The organism is Telluria sp. RB2R28, assembly GCF_059685835.1.
In genome coordinates this window covers 11,918-26,752 of the sequence record NZ_JCASIK010000010.1, presented here as the reverse complement: position 1 = coordinate 26,752, position 14,835 = coordinate 11,918, and the positions used below count along the sequence as shown (strand labels likewise).

Here is a 14,835-nt window from a genome sequence, read left to right as displayed (position 1 = left end):
GGCGGTCACGCGCACTTCAAGAGCCAGTACTGTATAAAAATCCAGTGGTTTTTGCAAGCAAAAAGACGTGGTTATCTTACCAACAATCGCTCGGGACTCGCATTGTGGCGGTAAATCCAACACAATGAGAACCGGTTCGATCACGCGTGTTCGATGAACAAGCGACAACGTCAATAAGAGGTGCCCATGCGAATTCTGCTTGCCGAAGATGATAGCGTACTTGCCGATGGCCTGACGCGCTCCCTGCGCCAGTCCGGCTATGCCATCGATTGTGTCAAGAACGGCCAGGATGCCGATACCGCCCTGTCCACGCAGGAGTTCGATCTGCTCATTCTCGACCTGGGCCTGCCGAAGATGTCCGGGCTGGAAGTGCTGCGCCGCCTGCGCGCGCGCGCTTCGCTGCTGCCTGTATTGATCCTGACTGCGGCCGATTCCGTCGAGCAGCGCGTCGAGGGTCTCGATCTGGGCGCCGACGACTACATGGCCAAGCCGTTTGCGCTGTCCGAGCTCGAAGCGCGGGTGCGGGCGCTGACCCGCCGCGGCGCCGGCGGGGGCGCGGCCGTCGTGCGCCACGGCCCGTTGGTCTATGACCAGGTCGGCCGCAGCGCCTACATCAACGACCAGATGCTCGACCTGTCGGCGCGCGAGCTGGGCCTGCTCGAAGTGCTGCTGGCGCGCACCGGACGCCTCGTCTCCAAGGAGCAACTGGTCGACCACCTGTGCGAATGGGGCGAAGAAGTTTCCAACAACGCCATCGAGGTCTACGTGCACCGCCTGCGCAAGAAGATCGAGGTCGGCGGCGTGCGTATCGCCACCGTGCGCGGCCTGGGCTATTGCCTCGAGAAATTCTCCGAGGCCAGCGCGGCCGCTGCAGCCGCTGCCGCCGCGAACGACGCCCGCATCCCCGCCACTGCCGCCGCCGACAAGTGAACGCCGGCTTCACGCCCGAGCCCGCGCATCAGCAGCCGCAGCAGCAGTTCGAGCCGCTCTACGTTCCACCCAACCCCGAGCCGGACGAAAACATCCGTCACTCGCTGTTCGGGGAAATCCTCGACTGGATGCTCGCGCCGCTGCTGCTGCTGTGGCCGATGAGCATTGCGATCACCTATCTGGTGGCGAAATCGATCGCCAATCAGCCGTTCGACGACGCGCTCGAAGACCGGGTCACGGTGCTGGGCCAGCAGATCCGCACCGTGGACGGCAAGACGGTCGGCCAGCTGCGCACGGCCGGACGCGACATCCTGCGCGCGGACGACGTCGACAGCGTGTATTACCTGCTGGCCGGGCCGGCTGGCGAACACCTGGACGGCGACCGCGACCTGCCGCGTCCACGCGCCAACCGCGCCGGCGAACCGGCCCGCAGCGGCACCGTCGAATTTCGCAACGACACCATTCACGGCACGCCGATCCGCGTGGCCTACGCGTATGTGAATCTCGATCCGCTGCACGAACGGACGGCCTCGCCGACGACGCCGCCGCTGGCACTGGTGCAGGTGGCCGAGACGCTCGACAAGCGCGCGCACCTGGCCAATGAAATCATCAAGGGCGTGATCCTGCCCCAGTTCATCATCCTGCCGGTGATCCTGGCGCTGGTCTGGTTCGCGCTCTCGCGCGGCCTGAGTCCGCTGGCCGAGCTGCAGCAGCGCATCCGCGCGCGGCCGCAGGACGATCTGTCGCCGATCGATCCGCGCCAGGTGCCCGAAGAAATCTCGCCGCTGGTGGGCTCGTTCAACGACATGCTCGAGCGCCTGGGCAAGACGGTGGAGATGCAGAAACGCTTCATCGCCGACGCCGCCCACCAGATGAAGACGCCGCTGGCCGGCATGCGCATGCAGTCCGAACTGGCCCTGCGCGAAGTCGATCCGGCCGAGATCCACCGCTCGCTCGAGCAGCTGGCCAAGAGCTCCGAATCGGCCACGCGCCTGATCAACCAGTTGCTGGCCCTGGCGCGCGCCGAGAACCAGCCGCAGGCGGGCCTGGCGTTCGACGAGATCGACCTGGCCGCAGTGGCGCGCGAGACCGTGCAGGACTGGGTGCAGGCGTCGTTCGCCCATCAGATCGACCTGGGTTTCGAGCCGCCCGCCAATGACGACGAGCGGGTGATGATCGCCGGCCAGCCCCTGATGCTGCGCGAGATGCTGTCGAACCTGATCGACAATGCGCTGCGCTATACGCCTGCCGGCGGCAGCGTGACGGTGCGCGTGCGCAGCAGCGGCGAGCACGCGCTGCTCGAAGTCGAAGACACCGGCCCCGGCATCGCGCCGGCCGAACGCCTGCACGTGTTCGAACGCTTCTACCGCATCCTGGGCAGCAATACCCAGGGCAGCGGCCTGGGGCTGGCGATCGTGCGCGAAATCGTGCAGCAGCACGGCGCCGACATCGACATCTTCAATAATCCACGCAGCGTGTCCCCGCGCTTTCCGGGCAGCCTGTTTCGCCTGACCTTCCCACCGCCTGTGGGCGAACCCGATCATGCCGACTGATTACATCCCCGAACCGACCCCCGACACCATGGCGCGTGCGCGCCTGGAACACGCCCGCGCGATCCACTGGAACCGCACGCGGCGCATGTCGCTGCTGTTGCTGGCCGTCTGGCTCGTCACGGGCTTCGGCACCGTGTTCTTCGCGCGCGAGCTGGCGCGCTTCGAGGTGTTCGGCTGGCCGCTGTCGTTCTACATGGCCGCGCAAGGCGCCGCGCTCGTGTCGCTGACGATCATTGCCATCTACGCCTGGCGCATGCGCCGGCTCGATCGCGATTACCACGCCGCGCTGGCGCCGCGCCCATGAGCACGAACCCCGCGCCTGGTGTGAAGCACGGCTATTTCAAGAAGCTCTCACGCTACTACCTGTCATACACCGGCGCCTTCGCGGTGTTCCTGGCGGCCCTCGCCCTGCTCGAGCAGGAAGGCATGCCGCGCCTGTGGATCGGCTACCTGTTCATGTTCGCCACGATCGCGCTGTACGCGATCATCGGCGTGATCTGCCGCACCTCGAACGTCACCGAATACTACGTCGCCGGCCGGCGCGTGCCGGCCATGTTCAACGGCATGGCAACGGCGGCCGACTGGATCTCGGCGGCCAGCTTCATCAGCCTGGCCGGCGGCCTGTATCTGCAGGGCTTCGACGGCCTGGCCTTCATCATGGGCTGGACCGGCGGCTTCGTGCTGGTCGCGCTGCTGATCGCGCCCTACCTGCGCAAATTTGCGCAGTACACGGTGCCCGATTTTCTGGCGGCGCGCTATGGCGGCGGCGCGGGCGGGCGCGGTGGCCCGGTGCGGGCGCTGGCCGTGAGCGCCACCATCCTCGTCTCGTTCACGTACGTGGTGGCGCAGATCTATGCGGTCGGCCTGATCGCGTCGCGCTTTACCGGTGTCGATTTTTCGGTCGGGATTTTCCTGGGCCTGGCCAGCATCCTGGTCTGCTCGTTTCTGGGCGGGATGCGCGCCATTACCTGGACCCAGGTGGCGCAGTACATCATCCTGCTGGTCGCGTTTCTCATTCCGACCATGTGGCTGTCGGTGAAACACGCCGACAATCCGATCCCGCAGGTGGCGTACGGATCGCTCCTGCCCAAGCTCACCGCGCGCGAAGCCGAACTGGCGAAGGACCCGCGCGAAGCCCAGGTGCGCGCCGAGTTCCTGCGCCGCGCCGACGGCTACGCGGCGCGCGTGGCGGCCCTGCCCGAATCGTGGGAAGCCGGCAAGCTCGATGCCCAGCGCCAGCTGGCCGCAGCCCGTGCACGCAACGCGTCACTGACCGAAGTGCGCCAGGCCGAACGCGCGCTGACCACGTATCCCAACTCGGTCGACGATGCGCGAGCGCTGTGGCTCGAACGGCGTGACGCTAACCTGGCGCGGGCACGCCCGCCCGAGCCGCATGCGCAGCCGTTCCCCGGCGCGACGCCGGAAGAATCCGACGCGCGCCGCAACAATTTTCTGGCGGTGGTGTTCTGCCTGATGTTCGGCACCGCCGCCCTGCCCCACATCCTGATGCGGGCCTACACCACGCCCTCGGTGCACGAGACGCGCGTGTCGGTGTTCTGGACGCTGTTCTTCATCCTGCTGGTGTACCTGACGATTCCGGCGCTGGCCGTGCTGGCCAAGTACGACATCTATACGTCGCTCGTGGGCAGCGATTTCTCGTCGCTGCCCACCTGGATTTCGTACTGGGCCAATGTCGACAAGGCCAATCCCCTGATCAGCGTGGCCGACATCAATGGCGACGGCATCGTGCAGCTGGCCGAATTCGCCATCGATGCCGACGTGCTGGTGCTGGCCACGCCCGAAATCGGCGGCCTGCCTTACGTGATCTCAGGCCTGGTCGCCGCCGGCGGCCTGGCGGCGGCGCTGTCCACGGCCGACGGCCTGCTGCTGGCCATTTCCAACGCGCTGTCGCACGATGTGTATTACAAGATGGTGGAACCGGGCGCGTCGACCCAGAAGCGGGTGACGATCTCGAAGCTGCTGCTGCTGGCGGTGGCCTTCATCGCGGCGTACGCGGCGTCGCAAAAGCCGGCTGACATCCTGTCGCTGGTGGCGGCGGCGTTCTCGCTGGCCGGCTCCACGCTGTTCCCGGTGCTGGTGCTGGGGGTGTTCTGGAAGCGCGCCAACCACATCGGCGCCATTACCGGCATGGTCACGGGATTTGCTGTGTGCCTGTACTACATGCTGCGCGCCAGCCCGGTCCTGGGCGGCAATGCGCAGGAAGCCTGGTTCGGCATCCTGCCGATGGCGGCCGGCGTGTTCGGCGTGCCGGCAGGCCTGTTCACGGTGGTCGTGGTGAGCCTGCTCACGCCCCGCCCGAGCCGCGCCAGCGCGGGCATGGTCGACTATATCCGGGCGCCCGAATGACACAAACAGGTGGGAATTGAAGAGATTTTCCCGGTGAAGCAAATGCTATTCTGGGCCGCGCCAACACAGGCGAACCATACCAACACCAAGCATTTCACGGAAAACTTCATGCCTGCATTTCACCGCGTGCTGGGAAGGGCCACCTTCGCTGCGCTCGTCCTCTTCGCTTCGCCACTGACCCTCGCACAAACCCCGCCAGCAGCGCCACCCGTCGCGGCCTTCTTCGGCAACGCCCCGTTCGGCGACGCCAGGCTGTCCCCCAGCGGCCGCCATCTGGCCGTGCGCGCCAGCGCGCCAGGCAAGCGCGACTTTTTGACGGTCATCGACCTGGACACCAACAGCGCGAAGATCGTCGCCCATTACAACGACGCCGATGTCCGCAATTTTTACTGGATCAACGACCGGCGCCTGGTGTTCGACACGCATGACAAAGGCGTCGGTCCGGGCGACCAGCGCTTCATGCCCGGCATGTACGCGGTCGACTTCGACGGCGGCCGGTTTATTGAACTGGCCAGCCGCAACCTCGTCAACAAGGTCACCGGCACGCGCATCGTGCGCCGGCTGCTGCCGCCGTCGAGCCAGATGGCCGGCAACACCCCATGGGTCGACTCGGATGAGACCTACGCGCTGGCGCCAGTCGGCGACACCCGCAATGAACTGAGCCATGTCGACCTGCTGCAAGTAAACACCGTGTCGGGCCAGTACAAGACGGTGCCGCGCCCCGGCGCCACGCGCGGCTGGCTGCTCGACCACAAGGGCGAACCGCGCCTGGCGATCACCTACAAGGACCTGACCACGACGCTGCAGTACCTCGACCCGGCCACCGGCAAGTGGCGCGAACTGTCCAGTTTCCCGGCATTCAAGGAAACCGCCGCGACGATCGAACCGGTGGCCTTCGGGCCGACCGGCACGCTGTTCGTGACGGCGCGCGGCAAGGCCGGAACGACCGCCATGCACACGTTCGATGTGAACACCGGCAAGCTCGATCCGCAACCGCTGCTGTCGGCGCCCGGCTACGATATCGACGGCGAGCTGGTGATCAACCGCGACAAGGTGCTGGGCATGCAGTTCCGCACCGATGCGGTATCGAATGAATGGTTCGACGCCGGCATGAAGGCAATCCAGCAGGATGTCGACAAGCTGCTCCCGACGACGGTCAACCTGATGTCGGTGCCGGCGCGGGGTGACTCACCCCTGCTCGTGGTCACCGCCTATTCGGACGTGGTGGCGCCGGTGTTTTTCTTGTACAACAGCAAAACCAAGTCGCTGAACAAGGTCGGCGAAGCGCAGCCGGGCATCGATCCGACCCAGATGGGGCGCCAGCAGTTCCTGCGCTACAAGGCGCGCGATGGCCTGGACATTCCTGCCCTGCTCACCCTGCCGCCGGGCGCAAAGCGCACCGGCCTGCCGCTGGTGGTGATGGTCCATGGCGGCCCCTGGGTGCGCGGCAAATCCTGGGGCTGGGCCCCCGACTCGCAATTTCTGGCCACGCGCGGCTACGCCGTGCTCGAACCCGAATTTCGTGGCAGCACGGGTTTCGGGTCCAGGCATGAACGTGCCGGCTACAAGCAATGGGGCCTGGCCATGCAGAACGACATCGCCGACGGTGTGCGCTGGGCCGTCGACAAGGGGCTGGTCGACCCCAAGCGCGTCTGCATCGCCGGCGCCAGTTACGGCGGCTACTCGGCACTGATGGGACTCGTCAACGACCCGGACATGTTCCGCTGCGGTATCAGCTTTGTCGGCGTGACCGACATCGGCCTGCTGTTCGACAATGGCGCGCATTTCAGCAGCGACACGTCACGCGAAGTCAAGCAGCACAGCCTGCCGGAACGGATCGGCGACCCGGTCAAGGATGCCGACCAGTTCAAGGCCACGTCACCGCTGCAGCAGGCGGCGCGCATTACCCAGCCGCTGCTGCTGGCCTACGGCGGCGTCGACCGGCGCGTGCCGATCAACCATGGCACCGCGCTGCGCAACGCCGTCATGCGCACCAACAAGCAGGTGGAATGGATCGAGTACCCGGAAGAAGGCCACGGCTGGGCGCTGGAAAAGAACCGCATCGATTTCTGGGGGCGGGTCGAGAAGTTCCTCGACAAGAATATCGGTAGCGGGGCGGTGCGCTGACATCGCGGTCGTTCACTAGAGCACGACGACCAGATCGATTTTCAGTCCGGGGATCCCGTCCGGCGCATACACTGCCAGCACGCCTGCCTCGAGTGCCTTGTCGTACAAGGGATTTTTGGTGGACAGCGAAAAATAGTAGGTGTTGGGCCGCACCGGGATCGCCGGGGGCACTTGCGGCATGTGCGCGATCGGTATGCCTGGCAATGCTGACCCGATGATACTTTCCATATTCTCAGGCGCAGCGACCTTGAGCCGGATCGGCACCGTCGCCACCAGATCAAGGCCCGCCATATCGGCAGTGATCGCCAGATAAAGCTGGCTTTGTTGCGTGACCTTGGCCGGATCCAGGATCGCCTGCGAGAACGTGCGCCGGCTCTTGTCGGCCACAAACGGAATGATGAGATAGTTGGTGCCGATCGCCGTATCGACCAGATCGCGCAGCAACGCGTCGAGCTCGGCGAATGCATCGCCCATCGCCTCGTGGCGGTAGGCGGGCAAGTCGGCCGTCTTGTAGCGATCGGAAAACGTCATCAGTCCGCCTGCGGCGGCAAGCATTTGCCGAAACATCACCTCGGGATGAAACCCGGGCGACCTGGCGCAGTGCATCAGCAGCGCATTGGCCGTGCTCAGGATGTTGAGCATCCACCACGACGAGATATCGCCCGCACCGGCTTCGTACATACTGTTGTTCGTCATGCGGTGCGTGCGCTGGAGCGATTCGATCTTTGTCGTGATCACACTGATCAAGCCATCGAGCATGCGCACCAGGCCTGGCGCTGCGCCCACCGTGACGCTCGGCGGGATGAACTCCGGCACCAGCTCGAAGCCCCCTTCCGCTACCCGCCGCAGCCGCACCACCGGGATGCTGGCACGCGCCCCATGCGGCTCGGCCTGCAGCAACAGCCGCACCTGCTTTTTAAGGAAAGGCACCTCGATCGCCAGCGCATCACTGAACAGGTCAGTGGTATCCAGGTCGCAGCGCACGTAACGGCTGTTGTCATCGGCATTGCCCCCATGCGGCTTGACCAGGGCGAGGGCTGCGTAGAACGTGAACGATTCTTCCTCTGGCGGCAGGCGTGTGAGATCCACCGGTTCGGGCAGCAGGTCGGCGCCGGGCGCTTCGACGATGTCCCCGTCGGGATAGATCAGCGACATCGTGTTCGCGCTCAGGCGGTTGTGTCCCAATCCGTCCACATTCCACGTCACCTTGCACACCCCCCAACAGTACGGATGGAGGGCTGAAGCGATGCGCTGGAGCCGGGTTTCGTGATAGAGATCCTGACGCTGAAAGTGCTGCGGCCCCAGCGTCAAGCCTTCCGACCACAGGACCTTCGATGTTGCGCTCATGGTTCCTCCCGTTGAAGTTTCGCTGGACACATTCTCGGAAGGATGGCGTTGCGCCTGAGGCGCGATATTGATTTCGCGCAGCCAGGCAGCGTATCGATCAACCGGTGCATTCCCTTGTGGCGGCGCAACATTGCTGAGATTCACGACCCGACAATGGCTCCCTTGGGTATTGTCCGGCTTTGGCGAGAGGAGTGTGATGCGCGGCTTTACTTCCGGTCTGTTCGACCGCCTGGACGACACTGGTGAGCCCCCATCGGGTAACCGGCGCGAGGCCCGTGCACGCTCTGTCGAGCATGCGCTGCGCAGCGTCACGCGTGATCTGCAGGCGTTGCTCAATACGCGCTGCGGCGTGCACCAGGCGTCGTTCAGCCCGCTCCCGGCGGTATCGGGCTCCATCCTGAACTATGGCCTGATCGACTTCGCCGGCATGTGCATGAACAGCGATACGGACCAGCAGGAAATCTGCAAGGCCGTCCAGCTGGCCATCCAGCGCCATGAACCCCGGCTGCACAAGGTCCTCGTGTCACTGCGGGGCGCCAAGAGCGCCAGGGGCACCATCAACCGCGTGGAATTCGTGATCACGGCGCAGCTGAAACATGCGTCGATGCCCGAGGCGATGTCGTTCAATGCGGTATTTCGTCCCTCGCTCCAGCAGTATTCGATCGAAGGTGCCAACTAGAGGGCGCAAGCGCTGATCCCATGGACGAATTGTTGACAAAGTACGAGCGCGAACTCGTCATTCTCAGGTCGCTGTGCAGGGAATATGCGCAGCGCTATCCCAAGGTTGCCGCCAGGCTGCAAATGGGTGGCGATACCTGCGACGATCCGCATGTCGAACGCCTGATCCAGAGCACGGCCCTGCTCAGCGCGCGCGTGTCGAAGCGACTGGACGATTCGTATCCCGAATTCACTGAAGCCCTGCTCAACCTGCTCTATCCCCACTACCTGCGCCCGTTTCCGTCGTGCGCAATCGTGCGCGTTTCCAGCACACTCGATCGCCCGGACACGATCCCCGCCATGCCGCGCGGGACGTTGCTGGAATCAAAGCCAGTACACGGCGTGGCATGCCACTTCAGGACCATCCACGACGTCAGACCGTCGCCTGTCGCACTGCGCGCCGCAAGTTTCGAAACCGTCATCCAGGCGCCGGTCGCAACACGCCTGCCGGACGACGTTACATCGTCGCTGACGCTGACATTCGGCGCCGCCGGATGGGGCCCGCTGCCGGCGCCGGATGCGGCGAGCGTGCTGCGCGTGTATGCCGATGGCAATGCCTCGTTCTGCGCCACGCTGCGCGATGCGCTCTTCATGCACACGGTGGCAGCGTACGTGCAGATTGACGAGGACGGCCCGTGGGAACGGTTACCTTGCATACCGGTCGCACCGGCTGGCTTTGCCCCTGACGACGCCCTGATTCCGTTCGACGCCCGCTCGCATGGGGCTTACCGCATTCTTGCCGAGTATTTCGCCTTTCCCGAGAAGTTCAATTTTTTCGACATCGATATTGCCATGCTGCTGGCACGCTTACCTGCCGGCTGCACCAGTGTCATGTTACGCCTGGGCCTTGCCGGCATCCGGCCCGACGCCGACAAGGCTCGCATGCTCGCCAGCCTGTCGACACAGCATCTGGTGCAAGGTTGCACGCCCGTCGTCAATCTGTTCCAGCAGCCTGGCGTGCCGATCACGTATGACCAGCGCGCGGCTGACTACACCCTTCTCGCGCACGCCAATTTTCCGCAGGCATATGAGGTGTATTCGGTCGATGCGGTGCACCTGGTGCGCCAGAACGGCAACGACACGTCGATCACGGCATTCCAGCCGTTCTATGCGCTTCGGCACGGCGCACAATACGCCAGCGAGCAAGGACGTTACTGGTTCCTGCGGCACGACGAGACGCTTGCCTTGTGCAGTCCGGGCCATGAAACATCGATCACGCTCGTCGGCACCGATTGCGACCCGTTCGAGATCGAACGAAATATCCTGTCGGTTGAACTGAGCTGCACCAACCGCGATCTGCCCTGCTCACTGGCCATCGGTGCGCCTGAAGGCGACCTGTTCATCCCCGGCGCAACACGCAACGCAGCGATCCGCATGGTGCGCAGGCCAACCCGCCCTGCCCGCTTGACGAATGACGCAGGCATGCACTGGCGCCTGATCTCGCACCTGGCGCTGAACCATCACTCCCTGATGGACGACGGCGTGCACGGCCTGCGCGAAATGCTGTCCCTGTACGACCTGGCCTCGTCGTCCGTCTCGCGGCGGCAAATCCGCGGCATCATCGCGCTCGACCAGCAGGACACCACGGCGTGGATCAGGCACAAGAACGGCACATCGCTGGTGCACGGCCTTGAAGTGCGCGTCACGCTCGACGAAGAAGCGTATGCCGGCGCAGGCCTGCATCTGTTCGTCCAGGTGCTGCACCAGTTCTTTGCGCTGTACGTGCACCTGAACAGCTTCGTCGAACTCGTCGCTCTCTCGCATCAAAGCGGAAAGGATCTGATCCGATGCGCCCCACGAAGCGGAAGCATGAGCCTGCTGTAATGGCCCGGCTCCTGGCCGAGCCGTACCGGTTCAGCTTCACCCAGCTGGTCAGCATCCTGCTACGCGCGCTGCAGCGCCATGGCATCGGCCGCGAACGCGCCTTGCGCACCGTGCTGTCGTTTCGCAACAGCCTGTCGCTGTCGTTTCCTGCCAGCGAAGTCGAAGCGCTCGACGTCGAGCCGGCAACACAAGATCCACTTGGCGCGCTGCGCTCGGGAACATTACGCCGCGTCCGGATCACGCCTGCATTCATCGGCCTGCTCGGCGCCAGTGGCACCCTGCCGGTGCACGATACCGAACGGATCGCAGCGCGCAAGTCGCTTGGCGACGATGCCAGCCAGCGCGAACTGCTCGATGTCATGTCGACCCGGTTGATCGGCCTGTTTTATGAGGCATCGGTCAAGTACCGGGTCGAGCACGATTTGTCGATTGGCGATGGGGACCGGTTGCTGCCGATGATGACTGCCCTGGCAGGCACGTGCCCGCCACGGGCCGCAAGCGCCGGGCAACCCGTCAGGCACGTCAGACCGGACACTGCAGCCTGTTTCGCCGGGCTGTTGCGCACCCGCCCGGTGGCGGCCGGCACAGTCGAACAGGTGTTGAGCAGCTATTTCGACGTGCCGGTCAGACTCGAACAATTCGTTGGCTGCTGGGATCCGATTCCCGAAAACCGGCGCAGCACACTGGGCGTCACCAGGCCCGTGCTCGGCATCAGTACGGCGCTGGGCACGCGCCTGTGGCGGCATGACATCTGTGCGCGTCTGCATGTCGGGCCACTGGACGAAGCGCAAGCACGCAGTTTTCTTCCCGGTGGCACGGCGCTGGCGGCACTGCGGGAAATGACAAAAATGTTTGCGGTGCCGACCTTGCACTACGAACTACGGTTGCTGCTTGCACCGCCTGTCATCAAACCGCTCACGCTGAGCACGAAGACGCCGTCGCGTCAGCTTGGCTGGAATACGTTTCTTACCGCGACACCAGGCGTTACGGATCGTCCCGACGTCCGGTTGATGCTACAGACCCCGATGAATCGAAAAAGAGACAGACAGGAAAACAGTGACGTGGCTTAAAAAACGGCGTTGATGCCAGTCAATTGAGGCTGCGTGACGGCGAGCTAACGTGGTCGCTGACCATGTCGATTATTTCAACTGCGGCCGTGCAGCGGCCATCGGGAGCAACGCAATGGGCGAGAGCCAGACCATCGCAGCCGGCGCCGCACTATCGGCATTTCGCGGCAACGCGCAGCACAACCGGCTGATGCGACTGGACTTTCCTTTCGAGGATGGGCCGCCCGCGATTTTGCTGCCAAACAAGCTGGTCGCACGAGAGGAGATCTCGCGCGGGTTCCGGTTCGAGGTCGATGTGCTGTCGGACGATCCGCGCATCCCGCTCAAGATGCTGATGGGCCGCATGGTGACGATTTCGCTGGTGCGCCAGGACGGCTCGCTGCGTTACTTCAACGGGTACATCACGCAGCTGTCGTTCTTGCGTGCCGATGGCGGCTTTGCCTTTTACCGGATGGTGCTCGAGCCCTGGCTTGCCTTCGCGCGACTGCGCAAGGACAACGTGTCGTTCCATGGCAAGAGCGTGCAGCAGATCACCGAAGCAACGCTCAAGCACTACCGCCAGGCCGACTGGCACATGCATGTGTTTGAAGAAGATCCGCCCCTGACCGTCGCCAATCAATATAACGAGACCGACTACAACCACCTGCACCGCCGTTGGGAAGCGCGGGGCATGCATTACTGGTACGAACACCGCTTTGATGGTCACAAGCTCATGCTCTCCGACAAGAGCTTCCATAACGAGCCGATCGACGGCACCAGCTACGACGACGTGGACGTCATCGCGTTTCACGACAAGAGCGGTTCGCTCGAAGATGACGGCATTCATCAATGGAGCGCGAGCCGGCGCCTCGGCTCCGGCACGACCACGCTGGCCAGCGTCGATTACAAGAATCCCGGCGCACAGCGCGCCACTGGTTACTCCGCCAACCGGCAAGGTGACATAGTCGCCTATGAAGTGTACGAAGACAGCGGCGCCTACGGCTTTCGCATGCGCAGCGATGGTGAACGGCTCGCAACGCAGCGCATGGTGGAGCAGGACAAGGATACGCAGACGTTCGATGCCACCAGCAATGCCCGCAGCGTCCAGCCTGGACGCACCTTCAAACTCGGCGGGCATTTCAGCGCCGAGCCGCGCTCGCTGGACTACGACCCGGAACCGCGCCGCGGTATTGGTGACCGCAGCTACCTGATCCTGTCTGTCGAGCACGAAGCGACCAACAACTATCAGGCCGGCGCAGGCGCCCCATCGCACTACGAGAACCGGTTCACCTGCATCAACAGGGACATCCGCTGGCGGCCGGGTCGCGACTTCCATAGCGAACCAGGCGCCTACATGGGCTTGCACACGGCGACGGTCGTCGGTCCGGCTGGCGCCGACATCCACACCGATGGCTTCGGCCGGGTCAAGCTGCAATTTCACTGGGACCGGCTGGGCCAGCACGACGAAAACAGCTCGCCATGGATTCGGGTGCTGAGCCCGTCCGCAGGAAAGGAGTTCGGCCACATCCGCTTGCCGCGCGTGGGCGAAGAAGTCGCCGTTGTCTATCCGAACGGGAATATCGACCATCCACTGATACTGGGCGCGCTGTACAACGGCACACACATGCCGCCATGGGCGCTGCCGGCGCAATCGGCCCTGGCAGGCTTGCGCAGCCGCGAACTTGGTGGTGGTGCACGCGGCAATCACCTGGTTCTGGATGACACGAAGGAGATGATCCAGGCACAGCTGAAGAGCGATCACCAGTGCAGTCAGCTGTCACTCGGGCATATCACGCGGATCGAGGACAACGCCGGGCGCAAGGATGCGCGCGGGGAAGGTTGGGAACTGCGTACGGACGGGCATGGCGTCGCGCGGGCAGCCAAAGGGCTGTTGATCACGACCGAAACGAGGCAGGCGGCGCGTGGGGCGATCAAGGATATGGATGAGACGGTTAAACGACTCGACGCCGCGCACAAACTGCACGACGCGCAAGCAACAGCGGCAATGGAAGGGATGGCGCAGGAAAGCGGCCAACAGGACATCATTGCCGATGCACTCGGGGCACAGAACGACGTAGTGCGCGGCGCTGGTAAAGAATTCCCGGAGCTGGCCCAACCTCACCTTGTACTGGCCAGCCCGGCGGGCATTGAGACGACCACGGCGCAATCAACCCACATTGCCAGTGCCCAGCACACGGCGCTGACCGCTGGTCGCAGTCTGTCGATCGCAACTGGCGAGAGCCTGTTTGCAAGCATCAGGCAGACACTGCGCCTGTTCGTTCACAAGGCCGGCATGAAGTTGATTGCAGCATCCGGAAAAATCACAGTGCAGGCACATGACGACGACATTCAGGTCATCGCCAACAAGGTCCTGTCGCTGATCAGCCAGGCCGATTGGGTCGACATCAAGGGACGAAAAGGCGTGCGCCTTCACGGCACCGAATGCATGGTTGAAATCACCGACCGCTTGCAGGTCTTTGCACCCAGGCCGGCACTGTTTCACGGCAACCTCGAAACGCTCCCTCCACAAAACCGTCCGCATCCGTCAACCGAGCACAAGATCAATATTGCAGAGCCGACGACGCCGGAAGACCCGAAGCAGCTGGTCTTCACTTTGCTGACACATTCCAAAAATGGCCGTCCATTTGCCAATGTTCCTTACTCGCTCCTGAAAAACGGGACAAAAGTCGAAGATGGCATCACTGACGATCTCGGCCAGATCGCCGTCGAGCACAAGACGGGAACCAGGGACTATCAGGTTGAACTTCCAAACGGCGAGATCTATGACCTTTCCGCAGTGCCCGAATTCGCGCCGCCTCAGGCACCGGAGTATCTGGAACAGTCGCTTTCCAATAAGGGCGCACGGGCGCTCGATGGCTCGACTGACAGCCGCAAGCATCTCTGACGACCAACACAACCGTTCC

General features: G+C 63.8%; 10 protein-coding genes. 9 read left to right on the top strand and 1 reads right to left on the bottom strand.

From position 1 onward, the window contains the following. Positions 1–186 precede the first annotated feature (186 nt). From AC56LV_RS23855 to AC56LV_RS23835, 5 genes are all read left to right on the top strand, one after another. Positions 187–930 (top strand): response regulator, encoded by a 744-nt coding sequence (locus tag AC56LV_RS23855; RefSeq protein ID WP_499561371.1) that lies wholly within the window; start codon positions 187–189, stop codon positions 928–930. Then, entirely contained in the window at positions 927–2,483 is a 1,557-nt protein-coding gene (locus tag AC56LV_RS23850; RefSeq protein WP_499561369.1) for a sensor histidine kinase, read from the top strand. Before AC56LV_RS23855 ends, AC56LV_RS23850 begins: the two co-directional genes overlap by 4 nt. Further along, positions 2,473–2,787, top strand: coding sequence for a DUF4212 domain-containing protein (locus AC56LV_RS23845; protein WP_499561367.1), 315 nt, complete (start codon positions 2,473–2,475; stop codon positions 2,785–2,787). The genes AC56LV_RS23850 and AC56LV_RS23845 overlap by 11 nt, the downstream gene beginning before the upstream one ends. After that, on the top strand, positions 2,784–4,850 hold the full coding sequence (locus AC56LV_RS23840; protein WP_499561365.1) for a sodium:solute symporter family protein: 2,067 nt from the start codon (positions 2,784–2,786) through the stop codon (positions 4,848–4,850). Before AC56LV_RS23845 ends, AC56LV_RS23840 begins: the two co-directional genes overlap by 4 nt. Positions 4,851–4,958: 108 nt before the next feature. Beyond that, entirely contained in the window at positions 4,959–6,977 is a 2,019-nt protein-coding gene (locus AC56LV_RS23835) for an alpha/beta hydrolase family protein (protein WP_499561363.1), read from the top strand. 15 nt (positions 6,978–6,992) lie between these two features. On the opposite strand, the gene tssK is transcribed toward AC56LV_RS23835, so the two are convergent. Then, positions 6,993–8,324 carry a type VI secretion system baseplate subunit TssK gene (tssK, locus tag AC56LV_RS23830; protein WP_499561361.1) on the bottom strand — a complete coding sequence of 444 codons (1,332 nt, stop codon included), beginning with the start codon at positions 8,322–8,324 and terminating at the stop codon, positions 6,993–6,995. A 196-nt stretch (positions 8,325–8,520) separates the two neighbouring features. On the opposite strand from tssK, the gene tssE reads away from it, so the two are divergent. The 4 genes from tssE to AC56LV_RS23810 are packed head-to-tail and all read left to right on the top strand — an operon-like array spanning position 8,521 to position 14,816. Continuing rightward, entirely contained in the window at positions 8,521–9,003 is a 483-nt protein-coding gene (tssE, locus tag AC56LV_RS23825) for a type VI secretion system baseplate subunit TssE (protein WP_499561359.1), read from the top strand. 20 nt (positions 9,004–9,023) lie between these two features. Then, entirely contained in the window at positions 9,024–10,865 is a 1,842-nt protein-coding gene (tssF, locus tag AC56LV_RS23820) for a type VI secretion system baseplate subunit TssF (protein WP_499561357.1), read from the top strand. Further along, positions 10,865–11,935: a type VI secretion system baseplate subunit TssG gene (tssG, locus tag AC56LV_RS23815; RefSeq protein ID WP_499561356.1), complete on the top strand. Its 1,071-nt coding sequence runs from the start codon at positions 10,865–10,867 to the stop codon at positions 11,933–11,935. The genes tssF and tssG overlap by 1 nt, the downstream gene beginning before the upstream one ends. Before the next feature lie 49 nt (positions 11,936–11,984). After that, positions 11,985–14,816, top strand: a complete 2,832-nt coding sequence (locus tag AC56LV_RS23810; protein ID WP_499561354.1) for a type VI secretion system Vgr family protein — start codon at positions 11,985–11,987, stop codon at positions 14,814–14,816. Positions 14,817–14,835 lie beyond the last annotated feature (19 nt).